General features: G+C 35.4%; 2 protein-coding genes. Both read left to right on the top strand.

The genetic code is table 11. The annotated features are described in order from the left end of the window. Positions 1 to 814 precede the first annotated feature (814 nt). Positions 815 to 1,411, top strand: a complete 597-nt coding sequence (locus tag EI162_RS14065) for a hypothetical protein (protein WP_192524922.1) — start codon at positions 815 to 817, stop codon at positions 1,409 to 1,411. Further along, positions 1,408 to 1,761 carry a hypothetical protein gene (locus EI162_RS14060; protein WP_192524921.1) on the top strand — a complete coding sequence of 118 codons (354 nt, stop codon included), beginning with the start codon at positions 1,408 to 1,410 and terminating at the stop codon, positions 1,759 to 1,761. The genes EI162_RS14065 and EI162_RS14060 overlap by 4 nt, the downstream gene beginning before the upstream one ends. The last annotated feature ends 65 nt before the right edge of the window (positions 1,762 to 1,826 follow it).

Below are 1,826 nucleotides of genomic sequence, written 5' to 3'. Positions count from 1 at the left end.
CAATGGTAGTGTGGCTCCGGCCATGTGAGAGTAGGTCATCGTCAGCTCTCTATTCCTAGATAAAGCCCCCTAACTTAGTTGTTAGGGGGCTTTTCTTTGTCCACTATTTCTATATATCTACAATACGACCTACCACCCAATCCTATTTAAAGTATTGGCTCTTGCGAACGGGGAATTGACATGCAATTTCTTGTCAGTTCTCAGTTCTCAGTTCTCAGGTCATCGTCAGCTCTCTATTTCTTAATAATTCACTTATAAAAAATTGCGATGTGATTTTTTTGTTCAGGATTTAAAAATGCATAAATATTTTCCAAAATACAGCGTGTGCGATATCGTGTTTGTTGCTATATTAACGATTAGTATTATTTTAAATTAGGTTCATAGGTATTAGCAGGACCTTTAATTAAGATAGAAATAAGTTTTAACTTGGAAGAACGAAATGTTATTTTGTGAAAACTGTCATCAAGCTGCTACTCATGTTCTTGTGGATTATCGTCATAATATTATTGAACCTTTTGAGTTTTACTGCTCTAAGCACGCTTTCAATGATGGACGAGAGGAATGTCCTTGCTGTTATACCTTTGCAATAGAGGTGTACGATGAAACAATTGATAAGTATATAGAGCTTTTACCTACCTATCCTTTAGGAACACTAGATTATGAAGGCTGTTGCTGTCAACATCCTTAATAGTAGGTAATATCATAATCTAGCAAGTTTCTTTATAGAAAAGAGTGATACGTTCTTTTCTTATTTTTTAATTGACTATTCTGTCTGCTAAAGTGTGCGTAATCTCGTTAAGGAGTAATAATACAGATGCCGTTTAATGAAATAATGACTGACACCATAAAAATCTTAAAGCAAAATGGAGAGGTAGTTTCAGATATTAAATCTAGCGTACAAAAAAATAAAATTTTCATCCAACGCTCTGACATTCTTGTAGAAATAGGTGACTTAATCCAGCGTTCGATGAGTAATGGAGCAGAAGAAACATACAAAGTTATCGACCCAGGCTTTCATGAAAAACTCCATAGTATTCCTGCTGGTTATCAGATGGATGTGATTAAACTTGGTCTTCCTGAGGCAAAAGCTGCCGTCCAGCATGTTACTTATAATATATCTGGAGTAAACAATCGCTTTAGTCAAAATTCAACAGATAACTCTGTCAATATTGTAAATTCGAATTCAGAGATCCAAGAGCATATAGTTGCTTTGCGTGATGAAATTAGTAGATTAAACCTTTCCAAAGAAGAGCAACGGGCATCTTATGAAGTTATTGATGCAGTTGAAGCTCAATTTGGAGATGGTAAACCAAGTAAAGCAGTTGTGCAAATGCTTCTAAATGGACTACCTAATGCAGGAAGTATTGCTACAATTAGTTCATTTTTTCTTTCTTTATTGGATAAATTATGAAACTAGATGATTTCGTTGCAGAAACATTAAAGCAGATTATTAAAGGGGTGGTGGCAGCGCAGGAGTATGGCCAGACTCACAATGCTAATATAAACCCTGCAACAGCAGTATTTAATAGTGCTGCTGAAGGACAAGCATTTTGCCAAGAGACTGGAATTTTATTACAAAAAATTGGATTCGATATAGCAGTTACAGTAAATGAATCTCAAACTGCATCAAATGATGGAGAGTCTGTAGGCTCTATTTCTGTATCTTCAACAAGCTCAAACAGTCTGCAGAATAGTTCAGTAAGTAGAGTTCAATTTGAAGTTCCGATACTATTACCCACAACTAGCAAGAAGTCTAGATAGAAAAAAATTTGGTGGTGTTCTAAAAAGTATGCTGGCATCAGACATAGCCATAATTGACATAGAAG

Source organism: Psychrobacter sp. FME6 (genome assembly GCF_014861365.1).
Classification (GTDB): domain Bacteria; phylum Pseudomonadota; class Gammaproteobacteria; order Pseudomonadales; family Moraxellaceae; genus Psychrobacter.
The sequence above is the reverse complement of the archived record's forward strand: the minus strand, read 5'-3'. Positions and strand labels throughout refer to the sequence as shown.

What these genes read in the sequence shown, in the direction of transcription:
- EI162_RS14065 (WP_192524922.1), top strand. Translation starts at nt 815, where the DNA reads ATGCCGTTTAATGAAATAATGACTGACACCATAAAAATCTTAAAGCAA.
- EI162_RS14060 (WP_192524921.1), top strand. Translation starts at nt 1,408, where the DNA reads ATGAAACTAGATGATTTCGTTGCAGAAACATTAAAGCAGATTATTAAA.